This is a genomic window from Bradyrhizobium sp. USDA 4502 (assembly GCF_054063355.1).
In genome coordinates, this window is record NZ_JBSSGF010000001.1 from 4,747,311 (window position 1) to 4,765,082 (window position 17,772).

Sequence of the window (17,772 nt, forward strand, 5' to 3'; positions counted from 1 at the left end):
GTCAGCAATCACGTCAGGTCAGCGTTGATGGTCCTTCAGCGGAACCCTGCTTGCCGTCGCAAGCCCGTACATCAGCGCCAGCCGATCCAAGCATTCCTTGAGACGCCGCGCAAAATAGTCCTGCCAGCGCTGCGTACACAGTCGGCGCCGCTGTCCAACCTGCTCCATGGTCATGCCGAGAATCAGGACATCGTGCAGTGGCGCCGAACCGTCGGCGCCGAGTTCATGCTCGGCGCGATTGAGGCGCAGCGTCGTCTGGCGCCGCCCCTCGGTGATCGGCTTGCATCGCAGGCCGCGATCGACGAATTCGCGCGTCGTATCCACCGCGCGCGGCCCGCGCTCGGCCTTTTGCCAGTCGTTTTGGAACGCCCGGCCACTCCGATATTGCGTATCGTCGATCTGGCGGTGCGCGTGCAACCGGCCGAGCGGATCGTTGCGGATCGAGCGAAAAGCAACGATCTTCTCGCCTGGCTCGAGCGCAAGGGGATCGTCGACGTCGACGGTCGCCACCTCGGCATTAACCGGCAGATCCTGGGCACGTCGATCGTGCGCTCCGGCGGGATCGTACGGCTTCCGGCGCTTGGCTCGCGGCATTGGTAACCTCCAAAATGTCTGATGATGGGCGCGCGGAGGCTTCCGCGCGATCGCAGTTGCGGACCAATGTCCTTCGGTCAGGTGATGAATTGCCTCAACCGGCCCCGATGGCTTGAAGCTAGTCGGCGCTCAATACCGGCCTCGTGGCCTCAGGATCGCGACTCAGGTGAAAATGCGGTGTGCAGTAGCTCAAGCCCGACCGGCACGGATGACCGCAGAAGGTAATGGTCTCGCCGTCGCTATCCCGCCATAGGGATAGCGGCAGTCTCCGGGCTTGAGGTCGAGCAGCGAAAGATGCCGCGGCACGACCGCCGCGCAACGAAGCTGCGGCATCTCCACCGTTTCAGTGAAGATCTTTGGCTCGCGAAGCAGATCCGGCGTCAGTTCGGCGCGCCCTTCACGCAGCCGCCTGATCCTTCGGAGCCCGGCAGGGACGGCTCGGGCCTTTCGAGGCCCGCCAACCCCATGCGCTGCGCTCGGCTGAGCGCCGCGTTGCGCGTATAGGCCGTATTGAAGGTAGCGTTGATCGTGTCAGCGATTTCCGAATAGGACAAGCCGCGGGCGCGGAGATCCTGCAGGGCTGCCGAATGCTCCGGCAGCCAGTTCATCATTTCCATTCCAAATTCCCATTTCTGTCATTCCGCCGGCGCCTCGCACACCTTTCGATATTCAGAAGAAAAAAAGCCAAGCTTGTTTCTGATAATCGTAACGGATATAGTGCCTTCGGGTTTGGGAAAGGATGAAACATGCTGGACGCGGCACTGATCGAACGAGCACTGGAAAAGACTGGGAAGAGCAAAGGCGGGCTTGCCCGCGCGATGGGGGTTCGGGCCGGGGCGGTCTCCGAAATCCTGTCGGGAATAAGGTTGATCAAGGCATCCGAGATTGCCCCGATCATGGAGTATTTGGAGCTGAATTCGGTGCCGATCGTGGGCCGGGTCGGCGCCGGCGCCTCGATCCAGCCGGAGCTGGAGCAGGTCCCGCCGGAGGGTCTCGGCGAAATCGAGCTTCCGTTCCCGATGACGGAGGAGACCGTCGCTTTCGAGGTCTCGGGCGATTCGATGCTGCCGAAATACGAGAACGGCGACGTCATCGTGGTGTATCGCGAGCAGCGCTATCCGCTGTCGAGCTTCTACGGAGAGGAAGCTGCGGTCCGGCTGAAGAGCGGCGAGCGATATCTGAAGACGATCGAACGCGGCAGTTCGTCGGGCACCGTCAACCTCAAGAGCTTTAATGCCAAGCCGATCAACGGCGTAAAGCTCGAATGGATCGGCGAAATCTGCGTCACCCTGCCTCGCGGCCAGATCGAAAGGCTGCGCGGCAAGTCGGGGGCGAAGAGTCGCAAATCTGCCCGGACGCAGGGCGGGCGATCGTCCGAGAAGTAACCGCGCCGCTTCAGGGACCGGCCGAACCGATTCGGACGCCTTCGGACCGAATCGGTCCGGCCATGCATGCCTGAATTTCGGTTTTCAACAATTCACCCTTGACATACTTCCGATTATCGGAAATAATGCGCAATAACAGTCAGAACATCGAACGATCAGGCAATGCAGTATTTCGTCGTGATGATCGACTATGGCCGCCGTGGCCGCGAGGCGATCGTCGATCCCGGAATGACACGACGCGACGTCGTCTCACGAATCGCCTCGGGCGAATATACGAACATCAGCTTCATTCACGAGATTGCCGAGCGTTCGGTCGAGGATGTGACGGACGACCTGCTGGCCGAGGCCGCCCTGCCGGAGCTCCCCGTGACCGGCGCGAACCTGCAAGCCAATACGCTGGATCACACCCGCGACCTGCGCAAACACGAACCGGTCTGACACCGCTCACGAGTTGATTGCGAAAACGTGATCTTTCTTGAGCCAGCCACTTGGCCGGAACCCGAAACGGACTAGATAGGGTTCACGCAAAGTCTATTCGGACCAGGCGCGGGTTCCCTCTAGATTAGCGATTCGTTTCTCGGGCCGGCAAATTTCAGCTTCAGATGACTTCGACAACAAACGCCGAGATCGCGAAAGCCGATGGCGATCTCAGGATCGCGCTGCTGCTTGGCATCGCAAACTGGTTTCTGTTTCTGGACCATATTCCGCACAACGTCGTCGGCGCGCTGACCATGCGCAACTTCGGCTTCAGCGGCGCAACCGACCTTTTTGTATTCGTCGGCGGCTACGCAGTGACGCTCATCTACGCCAGGATGACGCTGGAACGCGGATTCCTGGTGGCCGCGACCCGCATCTTCAAGCGCGTATGGCAGCTCTATGCTGCCTATATCGTTCTGTTCGTGATCTATGTCGAGTTGATCAGCTATGTCGCTACCCGGACCGCGGCGCCGGAGATCATCAGCGAGTTCAACATCACGGGCTTCATCGATCACCCGATCCGGACGTTGATCTACGGCCTGTTCCTGCAGGCCAAGCCGCTCAATCTCGACGTGCTGCAACTCACCATTGCCTTGATGGCGTTCCAGCCCATCATCGTGTTCGGGCTGTTGTACGTGCCGAACGCGACGGTCGTCGCATCCGTGACCCTCTATGCGGCCGGCCGGCTGCTCAACTGGAACCTGTCGTCATATCCGTATGGAGACTGGTACCTCAATCCGTTCTGCTGGCAATTGCTGTTCGTGATGGGCGGCTGGCTCGCGCTGATCGGCGCGCGATATGCGCCCGCGATCCGCGCGATGCAGGCTGCTCCCGCGCTGCGCGCCATGGCGTTGCTGTATCTGCTGTTCGCCCTGACGATCATCTCGAGCAGCGATATCCCGGCGCTCGCGCAAATGATGCCGAGCGGGCTGAGCGATATGCTGCTGCCAAACGACCGGGAGGAGATCGCGCCTCATCGCATCCTGCACTTCCTGGTCCTGACGTTCCTGTTCAGCTGGCTGGTGCCGCGCGATTGGGAATACCTGCGATCTCCCGCCTTGCAGCCGATCATCAAGTGCGGCGAGGAATGGCTCGCCGTGTTCTGTGCAGGCGTCTTCCTCTCCTTCGCTGCGCACCTGATCCTGATTACGGGCCCATACTCACTGGCAAGGCAGGTCGCGGTCAGCATCGCCGGTATCGCGGCGATGACGGCCGTCGCCTACTACGTCTCATGGTCGAAGCAGCAGGACGGCAAGTCGGCGGTCGCTCATTCCTGATCCCAGCGGTTTAGTCGATCGCCAGCGACCGCCGCAGCCGCGCCTCACTATCGCGCAACATGGCGGTATCGGCCCGCCTCCCCGACTATTTCTTGCGCGACGCCAGGATCTTCTCGGCGGCGCGCAGATGCGGCTTGTCCAGCATCTTGCCATCCATCTTGGCGACCCCCGACGGGTTATTGGCGAACGCGGCGATCACCCGCTCCGACCATGCAATCTCCTCATCCGTCGGCATGAAGGCCGCGTTGACGACGTCGACATGCTTGGGATGGATCACGGCTTTGGCGAGGAAGCCATCCTGGCGTGCGGCGACCGCCTCGGCCTTCAAGGCATCGAGATCGTTGATGTCGGTCGCGATGGTATCAATCGCGACGACGCCGGCGGCGGCCGCGCCGATCAGGCAGAGATCGCGCGCCAGGATGAAGGGCGAGTGATAGCGGCCATCGCTGCGATTGCGCGTTGCCCCGAGCGAGGCTGCGAGATCCTCCGCGCCCCACATCATGCCCCATAGCCGCGGGCTCATGTTCTCGAAATCGAGGATTTTCAGCACCGCCCGCGCCGTCTCGGTCGCGACCGTCACGATCCGGGTGGTGCCCTGCGCGATATCAGAGGCCGCCTCGAATGCGTCAAGATAGAGTGCGAGCCGGTTGACGTCGGCGGCACCGGCGCATTTCGGCAGCACGATTCCATCGGGTTTGCCGGGCATCACGGCGGCGAGATCGCCGAGCGTCAGATCGGTGTCGAGCGCGTTGACGCGGATATAAAGCTTCTGCTCCGGATTGCGCGCATCGAGCATCTGGCGCGTGATGCCCCGCGCAACCACCTTCTGGTCCGGCGCGATGGAATCCTCGAGGTCGAGGATCAGCGCATCGGCTGCGGTCTTCTTCGCGCTTTCATATTTCCGGGTGCTGTCGCCGGGAACGAACAGGAACGATCGCATCGCTTACGCCTTCGGCTTGCAGTGCATCAGGCCGGTGCGGCGGCAGCTCGCCACCACCTCGCCGCGCTGGTTGGTCATGGTGTGCTCGAACTCGACGATGCCCTGGGTCGGCCGCGACTTGCTGGCGCGCTTGCCGATGATCCTGGTGTGCGCCTTCAGCGTATCGCCATGGAACACCGGCTTCGGGAACTTGACGTCGGTCATGCCGAGATTGCCGACGGTCGTTCCCAGCGTCGTATCGTACACGCTCATGCCGATCATGATGCCGAGCGTATAGAGGCTGTTGAACAGCCGCTGGCCGAACTCGGTCTTCTCGGAGAAATGCGCGTCGATATGCAATGGCTGCGGGTTCATGGTCAGGAGGCTGAACATGGTGTTGTCCATCTCGGTCACGGTGCGGCTGAACTCGTGATGGAATTCCTGTCCGATCTCGAACTCCTCGAAATACAATCCAGCCATTTACCGTCCCTTGTAGTTGGGCGCCCGCTTCTCGACGAACGCATTCAGCCCTTCCTGGCAATCTTCCGTCGATGCGACCACAACGAAACTTTCCGCCGTGTTCTCCACCGAGCGGCGGAAATCGGCATCGACCGCACGCATGAAGGCGTCGCGGCCGATCTTCATCACGATCGGCGATTTCGCCGCGAGCTTGCGTGCGATCTCGCGGGCGCGCGCGAGCGCAGTGCCCTTCGGCACCACCTCGCTGAGCAGGCCCATGCGAAAGGCGGTCGCGGCATCGAAGGGCTCGCCAAGGAACAGCGGGCCGAACGCCTGGTGCTTACCGACCAGCCGCGGCAACTGCACAAAATGGATCGCCGGGATCAGGCCGACATCGATCTCGGGATAGCCGAAGGTCGAGCCGTCGCCCGCGACGATCATGTCGCAGGAGATCGCGATCGTCATGCCGCCGGCGCGCACCGCGCCATCGATCGCCGCAATCGTCGGCTTGCCCATGCGGTACTGCGTATCGTTCAGCGCGAAATACAGCCGCTCGAGGAACGTCTTGGTCTCGATCGCGGGCTTGCCCCTGACGATGTCGAGATCGAGGCCGGCGCAAAACACCTTGTGAGCGCTGCTGATGATGACGGCACGCACCGCGTCGTCGTCGCGCGCTTTCGCCAGCGCCGCCAGCAGCGCGTCGATCAGGGGAATGCTGAGTGCGTTGACCGGCGCGCGATCCAGCACGATCTCCGCAATCTGGTCGGTGACCGAGTAACGAACGAGGTCGGTGCTCATGATGTATTGCCTCCCGTTAGCTCTTGGTCTGCCGCACCGCGCCCGAGAGCAGCAGGCCATCGATCTCGGCGGAACCGAAGCCGGCCTCCGTCAGCACGGCGCGGCTATCCTGCCCGACGTCAGGCGCGGGGCAAAGGTGATCCTCGGACAGGCTCGCGATCCCCGGCGTGCGTGGCGTGTAGACCGCGCCGACGCCGGGTGTGTCCTGGCGCACCGATGCCCTGGTCGCCTCGACATGGACATTGCGCAGCCATTCGCCGGGATCGAGGATCCGCTCGGCGATGATATCTGCCGCATGCAGCCGGGTCAGCCAGGCATCCGTCGCCTGGGTCAGGAACACCTCGCGCAATTGCGGGATCAGCGCGTCGGCCGCGTCGGCGCGCCGGGCGAAGTCGGCAAAACGCGGATCGGCGGCGAGATCCTCACGGCCGATCGCACCGCACAGCCGCTTGTATTGCGGCTCGTTCACCAGGGTGACCATCATCCAGCCGTCCCGGGTCTGGTAGGTGCCGGCCGGAACGTTCAGCGCGCGCGGCGCGCCGCCCTCGAGGATGAACTCCGCCACCTTGTGGCCGAGCAGCGCCGACGTCGACTGGCAGAGATTGACGTCGATCCAGCGGCCGGTGCCGACGGTCGCACGCGCGAATAGCGTCGTGGCGATGGCCTGGAACGCATAGACGCCGGTGACGACGTCGGAAATCGTGGTGCCGACCCGATGCGGCACGCCATCGGCGCCGAGATTGACCGAGACCAGCCCCGAGAACGCCTGCGCCACCGAATCCGAGCCGGGCCGCTTGGCGTACGGGCCGCTCTGCCCGAAGCCGCTGACCGACAGATAGACCAGGGCGGGATTGTCGCGCGACAGGCCCTCGTAGCCGAGCCCGAGCCGCTCCGCGACGCCGGGACGAAATCCTTCGATGAGCACGTCGGCCTCGCGCGACAGCCGCTGCGCGATCGCGATCCCATCCTTGTGCTTCATGTCGAGGCACAGGCTGCGCTTGCCGCGGTTGTAGACCGCCGACAGCGTCGTGTGATTGCCGTAGGTCGTGCCGAGATAGCGCGACCAGTCGCCCTCCGGCGGTTCGACCTTGATGACGTCGGCGCCGTAGACCCCAAGCAGCATCGCGCAATAGGGCGAGGCAATCCCCTGCCCGAAATCGAGGACCTTCAGCCCGCGATACGGCGCTTCATGCGTCGGCGACAGCTTGCCCGCCATTTGTCCTCCCATCGCTGTCGAAAGAGCCCTGTCCTTTGGGCATGATCCCCGCGCAACCGCTACGCGCTTGTCGCTTTTTTCCGGATCATGCCCTACAGCGCCAGATAGCGCTGCCGGATGTTGTCGTTGGCCTTCAGCTCTTCGATGGAGGATGTGTAGACGATCTGTCCCTTGTCGATAACCGTCGCGTGGCTCGCAAGGCCAAGGCAAAAATGCATGTTCTGCTCGGCGATCAATACTGTGGCACCGGTTCCGCGGAGCTGCCGCAGCAGCTCGCCGATGCGCTGCACGATGATCGGCGCCAGCCCCTCGCTCGGCTCATCCAGCAGCAGCAGAACCGGATTGCCCATCAGCGTGCGGGCGATCGCCAGCATTTGCTGCTCGCCGCCGGACAGCCTTCCGGCGATCCGGTGCCGCAGCGGCTCGAGCAGCGGGAACACATCATAGACGCGGCGGATCGACCACTCGTCCTCGCCATCGGGCCCCTTCTTCTGGCCGATGACGAGATTGTCCTCGACGGTATGCTCGGGAAAGATCTGGCGGTCTTCCGGCACGAAGCCGAGCCCGGCCCGCGCGATGTGATGCGGCCGCATTCCCGAGACCACCTGGCCGCGCAGGGTCACCCTGCCGCGGTGCGCCGGCGCCAGCCCCATGATGGCCTTCATGGTGGTCGACTTGCCGGCGCCGTTGCGGCCGAGCAGCGCCATGGTCTCGCCCTGCCGCACCGACAGGCCGACGCCGAACAGGATCTGGCTGGTACCGTAATAGACGTCGAGGTCCTCGACCTGCACCACCGGCTGCGCGCTCATGCCACCGCTCCCGCGTGGTCGTCGCTGCCGAGATAGGCCTCGATCACGGCATCGTTCCTGCGGATCGCGTCCGGCGTCCCGGTCGCCAGGATCCGGCCGTAGCACAGCACGACGATTTGGGGCGCGATCTTGAACACGATGTCCATGTCGTGCTCGATGAACACGACGGTGATCTTCTGCTTCTCCCAGAGCTCGCGCACCTTGTCGATCATGCGCCAGCGCTCCTCGGTACCCATGCCCGCGGTCGGCTCGTCGAGCAGCAGCACCTTGGGCTCGAGCACCAGCGCGAGCGCGATATCGAGCAGCTTCTGGTCGCCATGCGACAGCGTCGCCGCGGTCCGGTTGCGCTTCCCGGCGAGGCCGAGCAGCTCCATCGTATGCTCGGCGCGGTCGCGCGTCTCGGCCAGCGGAAACCGGCGATGCATCACGCCGGCGCGGCGCTGATCGGCGCAGACTGCAGCGAGCATCGTCTCCTCCACCGTCAGCGACGGGAATATGCTCGCGACCTGGAAGGCGCGGCCGATGCCATGGCGCACGATCTCCGGCGGGGCCTTGCCCGCCATGTCGACGCCGTTGAGCAAGATCTGCCCGGCATCAGGCTGCAGCGCGCCCGTGATCAGGTTGAAGAATGTGCTCTTGCCGGCGCCGTTGGGGCCGATCACGGCGGTGAGCGAACCATCGGCGAAGTCGAGCGAGACGTTGTCGGTCGCCTTGACGCCGCCAAAGGATTTCGAGAGTCCGCGAATCTCCAGCATGGCTAGCCACTCGCCTCCCGTAGACCGCCATACGTGCTCCACGATGTGCCGGCAAGCCAGCCGCAATCGACCGGCACGTTGGCGCCGGTCATCGCGGAGGCCGCGTCGGAGGCCAGGAATGCGACGACGCGGCCGATCTCCGAGGGGTCAACAAGGCGGCGAAGTGCTGCATTGGCAGCCAACGCCGAGACATCCCGCTCCCCTCGATCGATGGCATTCTTCAGCGCCGGCGTCAGCGTATAGCCAGGGGACACGGCATTGACGCGGATGCCGGACGGCCCCCATTCGGCCGCGAGGCATTCGGTGATGGCGATCACCGCCGCCTTGGCGGGCGCATAGGCATGCAGCGGCATCGAGCGCATGCCGGCAATCGAGGCGATGTTGACGATGCTGCCGCGCTTGCGCGCGATCATCTGCCGCGCAAAGGCAACGCAGGCGACATAGGTCCCGCGCTGGTCGACGCGCACGACGTCGTCCCAGGAGGTCATCGGCAGCTCGTGCGGCCGGACCGGCACCTGGATGATGCCGGCGCTGTTGACCAGCACCGCGACCGGGCCGCAGTCGCGCTCGATCGCGGCCGCACAGGCCTCGACGCTGCGCTCGTCCGCCACGTCGGCCGCAAACGCCTTGCCACCGACTTCCGCCGCAATCGTCTGCGCCTTGGCAAGATCGCGGTCGAGAACGGCGACGAGATCGCCGGCCGCTGCGAGCTCACGCACGCACGCCGCGCCGATGCCGCTGGCGCCGCCGGTTACGACGCTGATCCGCGTCTGTGCACTCATGGCGCGCGCTCCCCGGCTTCTCCGCGACGCTGCGCGAACCATTCGACGACAAAGTCCATCAGGCCCTTTCGCAGGCCGATGGCAAAGAACAGGATCACAATGCCGAGCACGATGCCGTGATACTCGGTCAGGCGGGTAACGGTATCGTTGAGGATCAGCAGCAGCACCGTGCCGACCATCGGTCCGAGGAAGGTTGTCACGCCCCCGAGCATGTTGATGAAGATGCCCTCGCCCGAGATCGTCCAATAGGCGAACTCGGGATAGGCGCCGGAGACGAACAGCGCCATGATGATGCCGCCGGTCGCGGCGAACAGCGCGGCGAGCACAAAGATCGTCAGCTTGGCGCGCCAGACATCGATGCCGATGAAGCTCGCCCGCGTGGCGTTGTCGCGGATCATGCGCAGCGTGTAGCCGAACGGCGATTGCGCGATCTGGCGCATGAGCAGCAGGCCGATCACCAGCAGGGCACAGCTCGTGATGTAGAGATGCAGATGGTTCGACAGATCGATGCCGAGAAACGGCGGTCGCGGAATCCCGCCGCGCAGGCCCTGGTCGCCGCCGGTCAGCGACTGCCACGACAGGATGGTCGAGTGAATCAGCATCTGGAATGCCAGCGTGACGAAGGCGAAATAAATCTCCTTCAGCCGCACGCAGATCGCACCGATGACGACGGCGACGACCAGGGTCATCGCCAGCGTGGCGACGAAGGCCACCGGGATCGGCACGCCGGTCTTCTGCATCATCAGCCCGAAACCATAGGCACCGAGGCCGAAGAACATGCCGTGGCCGAACGAGATCAAACCGGTATAGCCGACCAGAAGGTTGAGCGACGTCGCGAACAATCCGTAGGCGGCGCAGCGGATCACGAAGTCGAGCAGCTGCTTGCTGCCGAAGATAAACGGCAGCAGCGCGAGCAGGACAAAGGCCGCGAGCGCGATCAGCACATCGCGGTACCGCTGCGGCCTGGCGTCGATCCGGGTAACATCGAGGGGCTGCGTGCTCTGCCCGGCCTGCAATTCGGTCATGCGACCTCCTTGCCGAACAGCCCGGTCGGGCGCGAGACCAGCACAATCACCATAAACAGATACATCAGCCCCTCGGTGAACAGCGGGAAGCCGAGCGATCCGAAGGAGCGGATCAGGCCGATCAAAAGCGCGCCGATCAACGCGCCGAGGATCGAGCCCATGCCGCCGATCACGGTCACGATGAAGGACTCGATCAGTACCGAGAAGCCCATGCCCGGCGTCAGCGAGCGCACCGGCGCGGCAAGCGCTCCCGCCAGTCCCGCCAGCATGCCGCCGAGCGCGAATACGCCGCCATAGATCAGCCCGGTATTGATCCCCAGCGCCGAGACCATTCCGGGATTATGCGCAGCCGCACGGATTACCTTGCCGATCCTGGAGCGCGCCAGCCCCAGGCCAAGAACAACCGCCGCGGCGAGCGCCACCCCGATCAAGAGCAGATAGTACGGCGGCACCACGCCGCCGGCGATGAACAGCGGCGGCACCTGGAATGCAGCCGGCATGCCCATCGACTTGAACTCAGGCCCCCAGATCATGCGGACGACATCGTCGAAGATCAGCACGAAGGCGTAGCAGACCAGGAGCTGCATCAAGACGTCGCGGCCGTAGACCCGGCTCATGAACACGCGCTCGAAGATCAGGCCGAGGATCGCGGTGCCGGCGGCGCCGCTCAGCATCGCCAGCGCGAAGCTGCCGGTGAACTGATAGGCCGTCATCGCGAAATAGGCGCCGAACATATAGAAGGCGCCGTGGCTGAAATTGACCACCTTGAGCACGCCGAAGATCAGCGTCAGCCCAACGGCGACAAGGAACAGCAGCATGCCGATGATCAGGCCGCTGGTGGTTTGCGTCACCAGACAGGCAGGGCTGGCGAGGCAACTGGCGAGCGCGTCGAGGTCCACGGAAAATCATCCATCACGGCGGGCCGCAACGTCGGCGCGCGACAAACATCAGATGCGAGGCGGAGGCAGCCGGCGGCAGCCTCCGCCGCACATGCGGATCAGGTGTAGCCCTTGCTCTTCTTCCACTCGGCTTCGAGCTCGAAGATGGTCTTCCAGTCTCCGGCCTTCACGTCAGGCACGTAGGGCTCCTGCGGGATCGTGGTGCCCCAGCCGATGGCGTAGCCGACCAGCGTGTGATCGTCGGCGCGCATGGTCACGGTGCCGTCGGCGCCGAACGGGCACTTGATGGTGAGGCCGGTGAGCGCCTCCGCGACCTTCTTGCCGTCGGTCGAGTTCGCCTTCTTGACGGCCTCGTTGAGGAACATGACCGCCGTGGCGTTCTGCCACGACCAGTTGGTCGGGTACTCGTTGTACTTGGCCTTGTAGGCATCGCCCCAGGCCGCATTTTCCGGCGTCGGCGGGAATGTCTTGATGTAGCGGTCGCCGGAGTGGATGCCCTTGGGCAAGTTCTTCACCACCGTGAGTGCGGTGTAGTCGGCCATGTTGACCGCGAACACCTCCATCTGGGTGAACATCGCGTAGATGTTGGCCTGGTCGATGTAGGAGGTGAGATCGCCACCCCACAGGCACGAATAAAGCGCCTGCGGCTTGGCCTGCAGGATCTTGGTCACCACCTCGGTGTAATCGGGCTGGAACAGCTTTGGCCAGGACTCGCTGATGATCTCGACGTCAGGCGCGAACTTCTTCAGGTAGAGCACGAACTCGCCGGTGGTGTCGCGGCCATAGGCATAGTCGGGCGAACAGGTCGCCCATTTCTTCAGGCCCTTGGCCTTGGCGATCCCTGCAGCGTAGCTGGCGCCGACGATCGAATCATGAATGCCCTGCCGCACACAACGGAAGGCGTTCGGGATGTGCTGCTTGGGATCGGCGGTCAGCGATGACGCTTCCGAGCAGGTGTGGATGCACAGCACGCCGAGATCGCGCGCCACTTCGTGAACCGCGAACGATCCCGAGGACGCTTCGCCGTCAAGCAGCATCTCGCAGCCGTCGGTGTTGACGAGCTCGCGCGCGATGCGCGCCGCTTCCTGCGGCTGTCCCTTGGAGTCGCGGATCACCATCTCGATCTGCCGCCCGGCAAGGCCGCCGGCGGCATTGACCTTCTCGACCTCCAGCAGCACTGCGTTGCGCGAGGACGTTCCGAGCTGCGCGACGCGGCCCGACAGAATGGTCGGCATGCCGATCTTGATCGTCTTGGCCTGTGCGCGCGCCACCCATGGCGCGGCAAAGCTCACCGCACCGGCGCCCATCAGCGCAAGCGTCGAGCGCCGGGTGATGCCCGGTTTCCGGGTCCTCTTCATCATTCCCCTCCCTGTCGGATTCGCGTTCCCAAAATCCCTGCCGGAGATCGTTCCGTCTCCATGACCACGATGTTTTCAGAGCAAGGGGGGTGACGTCAAGCCAAAGATGAATTACGACTCACAATTCATCCAGGGAGAAAACGGCGCCGGAATCGGCCCCGCGGGCGGCAAATGATCAACCTTTCCAGCTTCATCGCATTTCATGCCCGGCGGACTCCGGACCGCTGTGCGCTGAAATATCGCGGTGAGGACGTCTCCTACGCCGACTTTGATCTGCGGATCCGGCAGGTCGGCGGCTGGCTCGCGGCGCGCGGGATCGCGCCCGGCGACATCGTCGCCGTGCTGATGAAGAACAGCACGGCCTTTCTCGAGCTGGCGTTCGCGACCAGCCATATCGGCGCGGTGTTCCTGCCGATCAACTATCGCCTCTCGGCCGATGAGGTCGGCTACATCGTCGGCAATTCCGGCGCGCGCCTCTTGGTCGCCGACGAGGAGTTTGCCGCGATCGAAACCGGCGGCGCGCCGGTCGTGCTGCTCGATGAGGTCGCGCAGTCCAGCGTCACCAACCTTGCGCCCGACATCGCGCCGGCGCCGATCCATGTGCGCGGGCCGCGCGACCTGATGCGGCTGATGTACACCTCGGGCACGACCGATCGTCCCAAGGGGGTGATGCTCACTTACGAGAACGTCTACTGGAAGTCCGCCGACCAGACCTTGGTGCTCGGGCTCAATACCGACACGCGGTTGCTCGTGGTCGGTCCGCTCTATCACGTCGGCGCGCTCGACCTGCCCGGCATCGCGGTGCTCTGGCATGGCGGCATGCTGTGCATTCACCGCACCTTCGAGCCTGAACCCGCACTCGCCGCGATCGAGCGGGAGAAACTGAACGCGGCATGGTTCGCGCCGGTCATGACCACGGCGCTCCTCACCTGCCCGAACCGCGAGCGCTATGACGTCTCCAGCCTGCAATGGGCGATCGGCGGCGGCGAGAAGACACCGGAAGTCCGCATCCGCGCCTTCTCTGACTATTTCAAGAACGCGCGCTACATCGATGCCTACGGCCTCACCGAAAGCTGCGGCGGCGATACCTTCATGGACGCCGGCCGCGAGATCGAGAAGATCGGCTCGACCGGCCGCGCCATCGCCCATGTCGAGATCGAGATTCGCGACGATGCCGGCAAGCGCCTGCCGGCCGGCCAGAACGGCGAGATCTGCCTGCGCGGCCCGAAGGTCACGCAGGGCTACTGGAAGGATCCGGAGAAGACCGCATCCGCGTTCTTCGGCGACTGGTTCCGCACCGGCGATGTCGGCTATCTCGACGATGACGGCTTCCTGTATCTGACCGACCGCAAGAAGGACATGATCATCTCCGGCGGCGAGAACATCGCCTCCTCCGAGGTCGAGCGCGTCATCTACGAAATGCCCGAAGTGCGCGAGGTCGCGGTGATCGGCCTGCCGGACGCGCGCTGGGGCGAGAAGCCGGTCGCGATCGTGGTGCTGGCCGACGACGCCAAGCTCGACCTGCCCGGTCTCACCGACCACTGCCGGACACGGCTCGCCGGCTTCAAGGTGCCGCGGCAGCTCGTCATCCGCGACAGCCTGCCGCGCAATCCATCCGGCAAAGTGCTCAAACGCGTGCTCCGCGCCGAACTCGAGGCCACCGCATGACGCAAGCGACAACCGCCAAAGTGACAAAGCTCAACCGGGTCGAGCGCAACGCCTGGACCAAGCAGAAGATCTTCGACGCCGCGACCAAGGTCGTCGGCAAATACGGCTATGCCGAAGCCTCGGTCGCGCGCATCACCGAGGCCGCCGGCGTCGCGCAGGGCACCTTCTACAATCATTTCGAGAACCGCCAGGAGCTGCTCGACCAGCTGCTGCCGAAGATCGGCCTCGACATGGTCCGCTTCATCCATGCGCGCACCGGCACCGCAAGCGAAGCCCGGCAGGAGGTCGAGCGCTTCAGCGCCTTCTTCGATTTCATCCGCGAGGTGCCGGAATTCCTGCGCATCCTCAACGAGGCCGAATTCTTCGCGCCGATCGGCTACCAGAAGCATTTTGACAACATCTCGAGCGCCTATGTGCGGATCCTGCAACGCGCGCGGGCTGCCGGTGCGACCAACGCGTTCAGCGACGAGGAATTCGAGGCCATCGTCCAGGTGCTGATGGGCGCGCGCGGTTATCTCAGCCGCCGCTATTCCTATTCCGAGCGCGGCGTCACCGCGGTGCCCGACTATGTGATCACCGCCTATCAAAAACTGGTCACCCGCGGCCTGTTCACCACCAGCGACAAGGGAAGAAAATCATGAGCGCTGAGGGCACCATCCTCGTCACCGGCGGCAGCCGCGGCATTGGTGCGGCGACCGCGACACTGCTCGCCGATCAGGGGCATCGCGTCGTCATCGTCGACATCGCGCCCGAGCCGCTGGTTGGAACTGCCGCCGTCCTGTGGCCGGCGCCGTTCGACGTCGCGAACGAGAGCGCCGTTGTCGCGGGCATTGCCGATATCGAGACCGCGCATGGTCCGATCAGCGGCCTCGTCAACGCCGCCGGCGTGTTCGGTAAGATGCACACGATCGAACGGGTGCGGATGGAGCAATGGGACCGCGAGGTCAATATCGATCTGCGCGGCACCTTCCTGGTCGCGCGCAGCGTCGGCATCGCCATGGCGAAGCGGCGGCATGGCGCGATCGTCAACGTCGCCTCGGTGGCCGGCATGACGTCGGGCCCGATCCACGCCTATACCGCGGCGAAGGCCGGCGTCATCCAGATCACGCAGACGCTCGCCGCCGAATGGGGCCGTTCCGGCGTCCGCGTCAACGCGGTGTCGCCCGGCTTCACCCGCACGGCAGCGCTCGAGGCCGGCATCGCATCGGGCGCCCTGAACAAGGACCTGCTGGCGCGGCCGACCGCGCTGAACCGGCTGGTCGAGCCGATCGAAGTCGCGCAGGCGATCGCATGGCTGCTCTCGCCGCAGAGCAGCGGCATCACCGGCATCAACCTGCCGGTCGATGCCGGCTACATCGCAGGCACCACCTGGGCCGCCTATGGCGGCCTGCCGGAAGCCCCACGCAGCTGAGGACAACGCATGAATATCGAGCTTCCGCGCAAACACCTCGATCTGTCCTCCGCCATCGCCGAGGGTGACATCCGCGTGCTGCTGATGGTGCTGGTGCACATGACCGGCGACGAGAAGTGGCTCGAGCCGCCCTACAAGCCGAAGCGCGACGTCCGCCTGATCCCGGATCCCGACGCCGGTGTGCCTCAGGAGATCCAGGACGAGATTCGCGCGGCGGTCCTGAACCTGTTCGCGAACGGCACCCCGAAGCCCGTCATCACCGATCCCGGCAATGAGCTGATGCTGCGGATGATGCGCGCGACGCTCGGCGACAATGTCGCGCCGGAATATGCGCCGCTGATGCGGGAGGAGATGGGCTTCATCCCACGCGACGCGCGCTGGCGCGAGCGCCCTTCTGGCGAGAAGCTGGCGCAGCAGCATGTGCTGATCGTCGGCGCCGGGGTCTGCGCGATCGCGCTTGGCGTCGCGCTCGGCCGGCTCGGCATCCCCTATACGATTGTCGAGAGGCAGGACGAGATCGGCGGCACCTGGTACGTCAACCGCTATCCCGGCTGCGGCGTCGATACGCCGAACCACTCCTATTCCTTCTCGTTCGGCGCCCGCAATCCGTGGACCCGCTATTTCGCGCAGCGCCAGGAGCTGCTCGATTATCTGCTCAAGGTCGTGCGCGAATACGACATCCGCAAGCATGTCCGCCTCAATACCGAGCTCGTCGCCTCGCGCTGGGACGAAGGCAAGCGACGCTGGATCTCGACGCTGAAGACTGCCCGCGGCGAAGAAACCTTTGAATCCACCGCGCTGGTCAGCGCGATCGGCCAGCTCAATGATCCCCTGCCTGCCCGCTTTGAGGGAGACGAGGCCTTCACAGGCCTGAAGGTCCATTCGGCGCTGTGGTCCGACGACATCAAGCTCGACGACAGGCATGTCGCCGTGATCGGCACCGGCGCAACCGCGATGCAGCTGGTGCCGTCGATCGCCGACCGCGTCGCCTCGGTCACCGTCTACCAGCGCACCGCGCAATGGGCGCGGCCGGTGAAGGGCTATTCCGATCCGATCACCGAAGGTGCGCAGTGGCTGCTCGCGCATCTGCCGTTCTATGTGCAGTGGTATCGCTTCAACATGTTCTGGCGTTACGGCGACGGATTGCTGCCGTTCCTGCGCAAGGATCCGGCCTGGCCGCATCCGGACCGCGCCGTCAACAAGGGCAACGACCGGCATCGCCAGGAGCTCGCCGACTTCATCCTGTCCGAGCTGAAGGATCGCCCCGACCTGATCGAGAAATGCATGCCGACCTATCCGCCCTACGGCAAGCGCATCCTGCTCGACAACAACTGGTTCAAGACGCTGACCAAACCGAATGTCGAGCTGGTCACCGACAAGATCGACCATTTCGATCGGCACGGAATCGTCACGGCCGACGGCACGTCGCGGCAGCACGACGTCGTCGTGATCTCGACCGGCTTCAAGGTCTCCGAGATGGCGGCGCGGCTCAACATCACCGGGCGTGACGGCAAGAACCTCAAGCAGACCTGGCACGACGACAATCCGACCGCCTATCTCGGCCTCACCGTGCCTGATTTCCCCAACCTGTTTCTGATGCTTGGTCCCAACTCGGGGCCCGCGCATGGCGGCAGCGTGATCTTCCAGTCGGAATGCCAGAGCCGCTACATCTCCGCCTGCCTTGTCGAGATGATCGAGAACGACATCGCCGCGATCGACGTGCATCCCGACGCGCATGACGCGTATATCCGCAACGTCGACGCCGAGCATGAGCAACTGATCTGGACGCACCCGGGCATGACGACCTACTACCGCAACAGCGGCGGCCGCGTGTTCTCGGCGATGCCGTGGCGGTTCGTCGACTACTGGAAAATGACGCACGATCCGGACTTCACCCAATATCGAAAGACCAAGGCGCGACAGGACTCCTGACCTGAGTT

19 protein-coding genes are annotated in these 17,772 nt (G+C 64.3%); 7 read left to right on the plus strand and 12 right to left on the minus strand.

Going from position 1 to position 17,772, the window contains the following annotated elements; genetic code table 11:
• Window positions 1–18: 18 nt before the first annotated feature.
• Both ACVW1B_RS22140 and ACVW1B_RS22145 read right to left on the minus strand, forming a co-directional pair.
• Entirely contained in the window at window positions 19–594 is a 576-nt protein-coding gene (locus ACVW1B_RS22140; RefSeq protein WP_253607725.1) for a hypothetical protein, read from the minus strand.
• 380 nt (window positions 595–974) lie between these two features.
• Window positions 975–1,211, minus strand: coding sequence for a GcrA family cell cycle regulator (locus tag ACVW1B_RS22145; RefSeq protein ID WP_456780113.1), 237 nt, complete (start codon window positions 1,209–1,211; stop codon window positions 975–977).
• A gap of 129 nt (window positions 1,212–1,340) precedes the next feature.
• Between ACVW1B_RS22145 and ACVW1B_RS22150 the strand changes: the two genes are divergently transcribed.
• From ACVW1B_RS22150 to ACVW1B_RS22160, 3 genes are all read left to right on the plus strand, one after another.
• Window positions 1,341–1,979 (plus strand): LexA family transcriptional regulator, encoded by a 639-nt coding sequence (locus ACVW1B_RS22150; protein ID WP_141339796.1) that lies wholly within the window; start codon window positions 1,341–1,343, stop codon window positions 1,977–1,979.
• A gap of 162 nt (window positions 1,980–2,141) precedes the next feature.
• A complete protein-coding gene (locus ACVW1B_RS22155; RefSeq protein WP_076834102.1) occupies window positions 2,142–2,417 on the plus strand; it encodes a hypothetical protein in 276 nt (91 codons plus the stop codon).
• 164 nt (window positions 2,418–2,581) lie between these two features.
• Entirely contained in the window at window positions 2,582–3,733 is a 1,152-nt protein-coding gene (locus ACVW1B_RS22160) for an OpgC domain-containing protein (protein WP_456792566.1), read from the plus strand.
• 85 nt (window positions 3,734–3,818) lie between these two features.
• Here the strand turns inward: ACVW1B_RS22160 and ACVW1B_RS22165 are convergent, their stop codons facing one another.
• The 10 genes from ACVW1B_RS22165 to ACVW1B_RS22210 all read right to left on the minus strand — a co-directional run bounded on the left by ACVW1B_RS22165 (window position 3,819) and on the right by ACVW1B_RS22210 (window position 12,753).
• Window positions 3,819–4,673 (minus strand): HpcH/HpaI aldolase/citrate lyase family protein, encoded by an 855-nt coding sequence (locus ACVW1B_RS22165; protein ID WP_028336895.1) that lies wholly within the window; start codon window positions 4,671–4,673, stop codon window positions 3,819–3,821.
• A 3-nt stretch (window positions 4,674–4,676) separates the two neighbouring features.
• Window positions 4,677–5,132, minus strand: coding sequence for a MaoC family dehydratase (locus ACVW1B_RS22170; protein ID WP_016847346.1), 456 nt, complete (start codon window positions 5,130–5,132; stop codon window positions 4,677–4,679).
• On the minus strand, window positions 5,133–5,909 hold the full coding sequence (locus tag ACVW1B_RS22175; protein ID WP_018272841.1) for an enoyl-CoA hydratase/isomerase family protein: 777 nt from the start codon (window positions 5,907–5,909) through the stop codon (window positions 5,133–5,135).
• A 16-nt stretch (window positions 5,910–5,925) separates the two neighbouring features.
• Window positions 5,926–7,125, minus strand: coding sequence for a CaiB/BaiF CoA transferase family protein (locus ACVW1B_RS22180; RefSeq protein WP_456822258.1), 1,200 nt, complete (start codon window positions 7,123–7,125; stop codon window positions 5,926–5,928).
• Window positions 7,126–7,217: 92 nt separating this feature from the next.
• Window positions 7,218–7,934, minus strand: coding sequence for an ABC transporter ATP-binding protein (locus ACVW1B_RS22185; RefSeq protein WP_075968245.1), 717 nt, complete (start codon window positions 7,932–7,934; stop codon window positions 7,218–7,220).
• Window positions 7,931–8,689: an ABC transporter ATP-binding protein gene (locus ACVW1B_RS22190; protein WP_076834112.1), complete on the minus strand. Its 759-nt coding sequence runs from the start codon at window positions 8,687–8,689 to the stop codon at window positions 7,931–7,933. The genes ACVW1B_RS22185 and ACVW1B_RS22190 overlap by 4 nt, the downstream gene beginning before the upstream one ends.
• Window positions 8,690–8,691: 2 nt before the next feature.
• A complete protein-coding gene (locus ACVW1B_RS22195; RefSeq protein ID WP_456822259.1) occupies window positions 8,692–9,471 on the minus strand; it encodes an SDR family NAD(P)-dependent oxidoreductase in 780 nt (259 codons plus the stop codon).
• Window positions 9,468–10,496 carry a branched-chain amino acid ABC transporter permease gene (locus ACVW1B_RS22200; protein ID WP_456822260.1) on the minus strand — a complete coding sequence of 343 codons (1,029 nt, stop codon included), beginning with the start codon at window positions 10,494–10,496 and terminating at the stop codon, window positions 9,468–9,470. Before ACVW1B_RS22200 ends, ACVW1B_RS22195 begins: the two co-directional genes overlap by 4 nt.
• Window positions 10,493–11,395, minus strand: a complete 903-nt coding sequence (locus ACVW1B_RS22205; RefSeq protein ID WP_456822261.1) for a branched-chain amino acid ABC transporter permease — start codon at window positions 11,393–11,395, stop codon at window positions 10,493–10,495. The genes ACVW1B_RS22200 and ACVW1B_RS22205 overlap by 4 nt, the downstream gene beginning before the upstream one ends.
• A 98-nt stretch (window positions 11,396–11,493) precedes the next feature.
• Window positions 11,494–12,753 carry an ABC transporter substrate-binding protein gene (locus tag ACVW1B_RS22210; protein ID WP_038383532.1) on the minus strand — a complete coding sequence of 420 codons (1,260 nt, stop codon included), beginning with the start codon at window positions 12,751–12,753 and terminating at the stop codon, window positions 11,494–11,496.
• Window positions 12,754–12,924: 171 nt separating this feature from the next.
• Here ACVW1B_RS22210 and ACVW1B_RS22215 point away from each other — a divergent pair, with 171 nt between their 5' ends.
• Genes ACVW1B_RS22215 through ACVW1B_RS22230 form a run of 4 tightly spaced genes read left to right on the plus strand, consistent with a single transcriptional unit; the run spans window position 12,925 to window position 17,764 of the window.
• Complete coding sequence (locus tag ACVW1B_RS22215; RefSeq protein ID WP_456822262.1) at window positions 12,925–14,421, plus strand: AMP-binding protein; 1,497 nt, start codon at window positions 12,925–12,927, stop codon at window positions 14,419–14,421.
• Complete coding sequence (locus ACVW1B_RS22220; protein ID WP_157345231.1) at window positions 14,418–15,062, plus strand: TetR/AcrR family transcriptional regulator; 645 nt, start codon at window positions 14,418–14,420, stop codon at window positions 15,060–15,062. Before ACVW1B_RS22215 ends, ACVW1B_RS22220 begins: the two co-directional genes overlap by 4 nt.
• Entirely contained in the window at window positions 15,059–15,832 is a 774-nt protein-coding gene (locus ACVW1B_RS22225) for an SDR family NAD(P)-dependent oxidoreductase (RefSeq protein ID WP_225645907.1), read from the plus strand. Before ACVW1B_RS22220 ends, ACVW1B_RS22225 begins: the two co-directional genes overlap by 4 nt.
• Before the next feature lie 9 nt (window positions 15,833–15,841).
• Window positions 15,842–17,764 carry a flavin-containing monooxygenase gene (locus ACVW1B_RS22230; RefSeq protein ID WP_253607718.1) on the plus strand — a complete coding sequence of 641 codons (1,923 nt, stop codon included), beginning with the start codon at window positions 15,842–15,844 and terminating at the stop codon, window positions 17,762–17,764.
• The last annotated feature ends 8 nt before the right edge of the window (window positions 17,765–17,772 follow it).